Below are 8,996 nucleotides of genomic sequence, written 5' to 3' on the forward strand. Positions count from 1 at the left end.
GGTGGGACCGTGGTCCCAGGCAGATAACCTGACCGGCGATACAGGTGGGACCGTGGTCCCAGGCAGATAAGCTGACCGACGACGCAGGTGGGACCGTGGTCCCAGGGAGATAACCTGAGCGGCGATACAGGTGGGACCGTGGTCCCAGAGAGAATATTCAGGCCAGTTATGTTTTCTGGCCTGTGAGAAAGGAAATGAAGTAAAGGGAGATCACCGTAGACTAAAGCGTGTCCGCATCAGACTCCTGGTTTCTCAAGCTCCTTAAGAATGGCTTCTATTTTCTCTATACACTCCGCAGGAATGCGGGACCTATCCAGGTTAAGCACCATTTTATCGCCCTTATACAATGCTGTTGCCCCTGGAGCAAACTGATGACGTGAGCTCAGATTAACTCTTGATGCGGGAGATTGTTTCAGTACGGATGTTAAAAGACTAATGACCTCTTCAGCTTCAAAGATTAGTCCCGCTTTCTTCTGATCGTGGAGAGTCTCAGCCTGCTGCTTCAGTAATTCTTCTTTATCTGCAAAAGCCTTCTGAAGGGCTTCACCTGACCGGGCAGACAGTTCTCCAGGATGTGCAAACAGGGCAACAACGGATTTAGGCAATTTGGCCGTATTGATACAGCGGGTAATGATCTTACGAGAGATGTTTTCCGCATCGGCAAGCGCAGAAATATTTCCTGCAAACTCATTCTGCAGCCGGCTTGTATAACGCAGGCCACGTTCATAAGCACTCGTCGGCCGATAATCGTTACCCAGTCGGGACAATGCAGCCATCTGCTCATCGTCCAGTTCACCAACCAGAACGCGATAATCACTTTCCGTCAGGATTGCGGCTTTACGGCGACGGCTGCCGTCGGCAATTTCTATGACATCAGAAACCCGGCGGCCGAAAGCTGGAGTCTGCTGACCGGTCAGTAAAAATGAAGGAATGAGATCATCCAGAGCATCTTCGGTAAGTAGTTCCTGATCGCGCTCATTGCCTGACCATACGCGTGAAGCGCTCTCAACAGAGTCTCCCCGGAGCACCTCAAGGGTAAATTTCACTTCCCGTCCACATACCGGAAGAGAGATTGCATTACCGCGGGCCATAGCACCCACGCGCGCAATTAATGAATCCACCATCGGCGCGGCCGGCGCCGGTGATGAAGTATCTTCAGTCGATTGACTATGTGTGGTATGTCTTGGAATGACAGGAGCACGCTTCATTATCTAATCTCCCAGCGTGGTTTAATCAGACGATCAAAAATCTCATTGCAAACAGGCTCCCAGATAGAGAGGGCATTACGCCAGGCACCGGTTGAAGAACGTTGATCAATAGCCTGTTCAAAAACGGTTCTCATACGGATCTGACCTTTACCGACTTCATCCGTTTCGCGCACAACATTTTTAAGGACCATGCTTCCCCAGGCATCCCGAATTTGTTCTTCCATCCACGGGGACTGTGAGCCATTATTATTACTGTATTTGGTAAGCAGAATACGGACATCTGGCTCGAAGCCTTTAAGATCCACGTTCTTAAGCAGGTCACGAAGCATATCGAAAAACTGCAGTGCGGAGGTGTAGTCGAACAGCTCTGCCGGAGTAGGGACAATCAGAACATCAGCAGCGCATACAACATTTATCGTACCGATACCAAGGTTGGGTGCACTGTCGATAACTATCACGTCATAATCATGAGCGACAGTTTCAATGGCCAGACGGAGCATCAGGTGCGGGTCAGCAGGTAATTTGCCTTCGTCAAATTTCCCCATCAGCTCGGTTTCAATGCGGTGCAGTGCCAGACAGGACGGGATGATATCAAGGCCAGGCCAGCAGGTGGGCTTTATAGCGTAGCTGGCGTCATCCTTTTCCCCAAGATAAAAGGGCAGGAGAGTGTCCTCAGCATGAATATGAAGATCGGGCACCCATCCGTGATACATAGAAGCAGTTCCCTGTGGGTCATTGCCTTCAACAAGCAGAACACGGAGTCCTTTCAGAGCAAGATCCTGAGCCAGGTGAACGGATACTGAGGTTTTGTAAACACCACCTTTGTGAGCTGCAACGCCAATCACCGGCGGAAACGCATCTTCAGCACGGCGCAGTCGTGTACCAAATACATCCCGCATGTGATTGATTTGTTCGATGGTATAACCAACGCGTTGCTCAACTCTCCCACGGGTTTCCATATCAGGGTGCGGCAGCCGGCCAGCTTTCTCGGCATCCCTGATAGCCTGAGATGACACGCCAACTAAATCTGCCGCTTCACCAATCCTCCAGCGCCGGGTTATTTTCCGGGCTTCCGGACTGTCATCATTAAACTGTGCAATGGCGATTGCTTTCGTCATTTCATGACCAGCACTTATGCACTGGTTGAGTGTATCCATGAGTCCCATACTGAACATCCTTTAATCATCACTTTGCATTATTTTATTAAATCTTGGAATTTATTGCAAAGCAACAATAAAATCGCAAAGCACACGAAAAAGTGCAAAGTGAACCACATTGGGTAATGAAAGAACGCAGGGGATTACAAAAGAGTACATACCGCAGTCAATATTAATCACTGCCGCTCGCCGCAGTAAGCGATCTCACACAGTGAGAAAGCGGCGAGGAAGCGGAAAATCACAGAACTCACAGATTGCACGTACGTCGGGTTGCTAAAGATGACTCGGGATCAGCCAGTTATAATGAAATTGACTGCGGTATGTAATATATTGACTATGGTATGATGCTTACCGCATCTGTAGGAAAGACGACTCAGCATACCGCAGTCAATGTTTCATTGTTGTACCTGTAGATCTCAATCTTCCAGAGCGTATTCAGGAAAATCAGGCCAGGGGTCTGGATATCTGGTGTGGCGCTTCCGGCCTTGTATCTGGGTTATTCATGGTCTCGATCCAATAATTGATCCCAAGGAGATCATAGTGAGATCCAAAAGAGATCCCCGGATCGCTCCAGCATGCGCTGTAACTGGCTTTAACGTCTGTCTGGATCGACTGCGGAATGTAAAATGTTGACTGTTATATGCATAATCTAATACTGTGATATGCAACGGTATTTACTGAGGTATGTATATCCGTTGACTGCGATACGTATTACTACATCCTTTTGTGGATAACCGTTGAGGATCAAGATGACGAGCGAAAATAATAGCTTACTTCTGAACCTTCAGGAAGTTGATAAGACAACCGGTGAAGTTGTTAAGCTGGATGTCAACAGCACCAGTACCGTGCAGCCAGTAGCGCTCATGAGACTCGGTCTCTTCGTCCCAACTCTGAAATCAACAGGGAAGAGCAAGGCGAACCGGAAAAACGTTACAGACGCGACTGAGGAGCTTGTACAGCTGGCCATTGCCAAAAGCGAAGGATACACTGACGTTAAGATCACCGGTTCGCGTCTTGATATGGACACGGATTTTAAAGTCTGGCTGGGGATAATTCGCTCCATGTCGGAGTATGGGGTAAAAAGTGACACCCTGGAACTGTCGTTCGTCGAATTCGTTAAGATGTGCGGATTTGACTCCCGTCGTTCAAACAAAAAAATGCGCGATCGCATCAGTAATTCCCTGTTTAAACTCGCCTCGGTTACGCTGAAGTTCCAGAGCGAGACCAAAGGATGGACCACCCATCTGGTGCAGTCAGCCTATTATGACATCAACGAGGATATCGTTGAGATCAAGGCTGAACCTAAGCTGTTTGAGCTTTACCACATGGACAGAAGGGTACTGCTGCGGCTGAAAGCCATTGACGCCCTGCAGCGCAAGGAATCAGCCCAGGCGCTTTATACCTACATCGAAAGTCTTCCCCAGAATCCTGCACCTATTTCCATGAAACGGATGCGTGACCGGCTGAATCTCACCTCAAATGTCTATACACAGAACCACACGGTGCGTAAGGCGATGGAGCAGCTGCGTGATATTGGTTATCTGGATTACACCGAGTTTAAACGTGGCCGAGCCACCTATTTCAGCGTGCATTATCGCAACCCCAAACTCATCAGTAGTCCTGTGAAGGTTCCGCGCAAAGAGGAAGAAGAGAAGGCGCCAGAGCAAAATTATGACGAAGTCATTAAGGCGCTGAAGGCTGCTGGCATCGATCCTCTTAAACTGGCTGAAGCCCTCTCAGCGATGAAGCCAGAAAATTGACTGCGATATGCATATCATGACTGCCGTATGCCGCTAAGGACATTCCATTGACTGTGATATGCATCACGCATACCGCAGTCAATATTTATTCTCTATCATGTCTGCCCGGATCGAACAATATTGACTGTCATATGTGATTTCGGGTCATGATACGCAGATATTGACTACGGAATGCGGGTTTAATGGGGGTAATCCCTGGTCTGTTCACCATTCCATGGGGGATAACATGCCACAGTCAATTTTTCAGTAACGCTCTATATCCCTTACGAAAATCTCAATCGGGTGCTGAGACGGTCATGTTACCTGACGGTATCCGTTCCCCTGTGTACTGCAGGTTTAGCCCGGCAGGATGAGACTGCAGCTGTCTGTATAACCCGGCGCCAGCTTCACACTGTTAAATGCGATCAGGAAACGGGAGCCGAATGGCAGAAAGGTGTTGGCTAGGGAAGGTGCGAATAAGCAGGTTATTTCTTCCCAAGCTGACTCGCTGATTAAAATTTCGCGGATCTGGGCCGATTTTTTTCCCGCAAACACATCGAATCAGCCTATTTAGGGGTCAGTTTGGAGATCGGAAATTTTTGTACGTTAAGCACATTATTTAACCAATTCGGATACGTAAGTGATTGATTTATCGTCATTGGCTATCGCTTTTAGGTTGTCGCTCTTGCTGTATCGCATTTAGGTTATCCGATTAAGACAAAATCCCCTGAAAACGCTGTATAGCGCGGGAGTACACCCTATTGCTACAGGTAAGCCTGTTCAAAAAACAGGCTTACCGTACAATAATTCTCTATATCCAAACTGACCCCAAGAAGGACACCTTCAGCGCGGCCGTGGTCGGTTCGCCGGTAAAGTAGGCTTTACCCTCGCTCTCATTCCACTTGTTCTTCACAGGGTCGTAGCCGCGGTTAAGCACGCTGATGCCGCCGTCGCTGCGCTTGCCGTAGGTGGCGGTAACCTGCTCTAGGCCGCGTTCAAAGCGGTTTTCCAGGCGAGCGACTTCGTACCATTTGCCAAGATAGCGGCTGGCGTCAAAACCGGAAATGGGCTGCACGCCCTTCGGTGGGGTAGGGGATTTACAGGCTACCAGCGTCAGGGCAATGGCAACACCGGTCACAACAGGCCATAGCTTCATGAGAATTCCTTTCATTTGCACGGTTGGAAATTAAGTGTAGTGCACCGCGGCGGCGCTTCATCCCATCCGCGAAAATTCGTAGTATATTGAGAGTATTCCTCAACTCTGGACACGGACATGGCTTACTCCATCGGCGAATTCGCCAGACTCAGCGGGATCACCGCCACCACGCTGCGGGCCTGGCAGCGGCGCTACGGCTTACTCAAGCCTCAGCGCACGGAGGGCGGCCACCGCCAGTACAGCGATGAGGACGTCCAGCAGGCGCTAAAAATCCTCGACTGGGTAAAAAAAGGCGTCCCGATTGGCCAGGTCAAACCGCTGCTGGAGCGCCCTACGTCGCGCCTGACCAACAACTGGCTCACGCTGCAGCAGAGCATGTTACAGCGCCTGCAGGACGGCAAAATCGAGTCCCTGCGTCAGATGATTTACGACGCAGGACGCGAGTACCCAAGACCAGAACTGGTCGCGAACGTGCTGCGTCCGCTGCGCAGTCAGGTGTCGGCAAACGTCGCCGCCGCCATGACCCTGCGGGAGATCCTCGACGGCATCATCATCGCCTACACCTCGTTTTGCTTGGAAGGCGATAAAAAAGCGCCGGGCGACAACATCCTGCTCAGCGGCTGGAACCTGAATGACCCGTGCGAAGTCTGGCTCGAAGCCTTAACCCGCACCGGGCAAGGCCACCGTATCGATATTTTACCCACGCCGCCCGCCACGCTGGCCCCGGAGATTTTCCCGGACCGCCACTGGCTTCTGGTCACGCGCGGTAAACTCACCGCCGCGCGCAAAAAGCAGATCGAGCAGTGGCAGCAGCAGGTATCGCTTGAAGTGATTATCCTCTAATCATTTTCTCCTGCGGGAATCTTCACGAAAAGTTGAATATTTTCCCGCGCCACAAATGCTAACGTGTTCCTGTGACCGACAACCCCACAGGAAAACACAATGAAAAAAACTGCCTCTCTGCTGATGCTGACCACCCTGGCCTTTGCCCCTGCCGCCTTTAGCGCCCCTGCCGGCACGCTGAGCGTACACATTCTTGACCAGCAAACCGGGATGCCGCCATCGTACGTTACCGTCACGCTGGAAAAACAGCAGCAGGACAAATGGACCCCAATTGCCAGCGGCAAAACTGACCATGACGGCCGCATCAAATCGCTTTATCCGGAGGATCAGGATATGCAGCCCGGCGTCTATAAAGTGGCCTTTAAAACCGCAGATTACTTCCACGGGAAGAAGCTGGACTCCTTCTTCCCGGAGATCCCGGTGCTGTTCACCGTAACCCGGACCAACGAAAAGCTGCACATCCCTCTCCTGCTGAGCCAATACGGTTATTCAACTTACAAGGGCAGTTAAGAAACGTTGATTTTAAAGGCAAATAAAAAATAATTCCGCTAATACTTGGACAAATTAGTTATGTTGTGTAAGTTTTAAAGAGAAGAACGGGAGGACCACACCATGACAACAAAACCTGTGCTCGGTATTAGCGGATGTTTGACCGGGTCTGCCGTTCGCTTCGACGGCGGACACAAGCGTATGGGCTTTGTCATGGATGAACTGGCCCAGTGGGTGAGTTTCAGGCCCGTCTGCCCGGAAATGGCGATTGGCCTGCCGACGCCACGCCCGGCCATACGCCTGACGCTGACGGACAGCGGCGAAACGCAGCTCCGCTTCAGCAAGCCGCCCCATGATGATATAACGCAGAAAATGGCCGACTTTACGGCGGACTATCTGCCAAAAATCGGCGATCTGTCGGGATTTATCGTCTGCGCGAAATCGCCAAGCTGCGGCATGGAACGCGTGCGGCTATATGATGAAAACGGCAACCGGGGCCGCAAGGAGGGTGTCGGGCTGTTCACCGCCGCCCTGCTTGAAACCTACCCGTGGCTGCCCGTGGAGGAAGACGGTCGGCTGCACGCCCCGGTGCTGCGGGAAAACTTTATCGAGCGGGTATTTGCCCTGCACGAGCTGAACACGCTGCGCGCTAAAGGCCTGACGCGCCGCGCGCTGCTGGATTTCCACAGCCGCTATAAATTGCAGCTTCTGGCGCACCATCAGGCGGGCTACCGCGAGATTGGCCCGTTCGTTGCGTCGCTGCATGAATGGGAAGATCTGGACGCGTTCTTCGTGGCGTACCGCGAAAAGCTGATGACCATCCTGAAAAAGCCCGCCTCGCGGAAAAACCATACCAACGTGCTAATGCATATCCAGGGCTATTTCCGTAACCAGCTGAACAGCCGCCAGCGCGTCGAGCTGCGCGATGTGATCCTGCACTATCGCGACGGGCTGCTACCCATCCTCGCGCCGTTGACGCTACTGAAACACTACATGGCCGAATACCCTGACCGGTATCTGATGACGCAAAACTACTTTGATCCCTATCCTGATGATTTGGGTCTGCGTCTGGCAGTAACCTGACGATAAAAATGCGAAGGCCCGTTTGACCCACAGAGGCCCAAAGCAGTACCCCGTTTAGACGACACCCTCACTGTCGTCTCTTTTTTGCATTCCACACAAAAGACTGTAATTATGTACAGGATTGTAACGCAAAAAGGGACTGCCTGTGATCACCACCCTGCACATTCAAAACTACCGCTCGATTCGCGAAATGTCGCTGGAGCTGGAACAGCTCAACATCGTCTTTGGCCCAAACGGCACCGGAAAATCCAATATCTACAAGGCGATCCACCTGATGCACAGCGCCGCACAGGGGCAGTTTTCGCAGGCACTGGCGAACGAGGGTGGGATTTTAAAAGTGTTCTGGGCAGGCAAAACCCGCAGCGACCAGCTGCGGCGGATGAATTTGGCCGTTGAAACCGAAACCTACGAATACGAGCTGCAGGTAGGCTTTGTCGAAAAACTGCCTTACCCCTCACAGTTTCAACTCGATCCGGTGATCAAAGAAGAGTCCATCTGGCTGAGTGGTCAATACCGCCGCCCGTCGTCACAGCTGATGAAGCGTAAAAATCAGGCCGTATTTCTGAACAACGTGCATCACGAGAAAGTCACCCACAGCGGCACGCTGTATGAGAACGAATCGGTGTTCGGCCAGCTTGGCGAGCCGCATCTTTACCCGGAAGTGTCGCAGATGCGCGAGTCGCTGCGTAACTGGCGCTTTTATCAGGAGTTTTCTGTATCAATCGGCTCGGCCATGCGCGCGCCTCAGGTCGGTTTCCGCTCCCCAGTGCTGGCCAGCGACGGCGCAAACCTGGCGGCGGCGTTTCAGACCATCGTGGAAATTGGCGACGAGCTGCTGCTGATGCGCATCCTCGACCAGGCCTTCCCCGGCTGCGTGTTTTACAGCGACAACACCGGCGGACGCTTCCGGATGATGATGCAGCGTGAAGGGCTAAGCAGACCGCTGGAGCCGGCGGAATTCTCCGACGGCACTCTGCGTTTTCTGTGCCTGGCGGTGGCGCTATTAAGCCCGCGTCCACCGGCCTTTATCGCCCTCAACGAACCGGAAAACAGCCTGCATCCGCAGATGCTGCCCGCGCTGGCGAGCTTAATCGCCGAGGCCAGCCGCTACTCGCAAATTTGGCTGACCAGCCACTCGCCGGAACTGGCGAATTTAATTGAGAAACAGAGATCGTTTTCGCTGTATCAGCTGTCGATGGTGGAAGGAGAAACGAAGGTGGAGAGGCTGGGGTAGTCTCCCAGAGGGCACTGTTGCAAAGTTAGCGATGAGGCAGCCTTTTGTCTTATTCAAAGGCCTTACATTTCAAAAACTCTGCTTACC

The 8,996-nt window shown here is 52.0% G+C and carries 7 protein-coding genes and 1 pseudogene; 5 read left to right on the forward strand and 3 right to left on the reverse strand.

The features are described 5' to 3' along the window. Window positions 1-236 precede the first annotated feature (236 nt). Both RYZ59_RS24055 and sopA read right to left on the reverse strand, forming a co-directional pair. Entirely contained in the window at window positions 237-1,208 is a 972-nt protein-coding gene (locus tag RYZ59_RS24055) for a ParB/RepB/Spo0J family plasmid partition protein (protein ID WP_000817037.1), read from the reverse strand. Continuing rightward, window positions 1,208-2,374: a plasmid-partitioning protein SopA gene (gene sopA / locus RYZ59_RS24060; RefSeq protein WP_000523812.1), complete on the reverse strand. Its 1,167-nt coding sequence runs from the start codon at window positions 2,372-2,374 to the stop codon at window positions 1,208-1,210. The genes RYZ59_RS24055 and sopA overlap by 1 nt, the downstream gene beginning before the upstream one ends. A gap of 740 nt (window positions 2,375-3,114) precedes the next feature. Between sopA and RYZ59_RS24065 the strand changes: the two genes are divergently transcribed. Next, complete coding sequence (locus RYZ59_RS24065; protein WP_000200069.1) at window positions 3,115-4,125, forward strand: RepB family plasmid replication initiator protein; 1,011 nt, start codon at window positions 3,115-3,117, stop codon at window positions 4,123-4,125. An 805-nt stretch (window positions 4,126-4,930) separates the two neighbouring features. Here RYZ59_RS24065 and RYZ59_RS24070 read toward each other — a convergent pair. Continuing rightward, window positions 4,931-5,260, reverse strand: a pseudogene (locus RYZ59_RS24070) (lipocalin family protein); the annotation flags it as partial. Between the two features lie 117 nt (window positions 5,261-5,377). Here RYZ59_RS24070 and RYZ59_RS24075 point away from each other — a divergent pair. The 4 genes from RYZ59_RS24075 (at window position 5,378) to RYZ59_RS24090 (ending at window position 8,909) form a co-directional block, all read left to right on the forward strand. Beyond that, window positions 5,378-6,103: a MerR family transcriptional regulator gene (locus RYZ59_RS24075; RefSeq protein ID WP_000331736.1), complete on the forward strand. Its 726-nt coding sequence runs from the start codon at window positions 5,378-5,380 to the stop codon at window positions 6,101-6,103. 99 nt (window positions 6,104-6,202) lie between these two features. Next, window positions 6,203-6,613, forward strand: coding sequence for a hydroxyisourate hydrolase (gene uraH / locus RYZ59_RS24080; protein WP_000750474.1), 411 nt, complete (start codon window positions 6,203-6,205; stop codon window positions 6,611-6,613). 102 nt (window positions 6,614-6,715) lie between these two features. Then, window positions 6,716-7,675 (forward strand): YbgA family protein, encoded by a 960-nt coding sequence (locus tag RYZ59_RS24085; RefSeq protein ID WP_000208727.1) that lies wholly within the window; start codon window positions 6,716-6,718, stop codon window positions 7,673-7,675. Window positions 7,676-7,820: 145 nt separating this feature from the next. Then, window positions 7,821-8,909: an AAA family ATPase gene (locus tag RYZ59_RS24090; RefSeq protein WP_000633445.1), complete on the forward strand. Its 1,089-nt coding sequence runs from the start codon at window positions 7,821-7,823 to the stop codon at window positions 8,907-8,909. Window positions 8,910-8,996: the final 87 nt, after the last annotated feature.

Origin of the sequence: Citrobacter sp. HN-141 (genome assembly GCF_033341895.1) — a bacterium.
Classification (GTDB): Bacteria; Pseudomonadota; Gammaproteobacteria; order Enterobacterales; family Enterobacteriaceae; genus Citrobacter.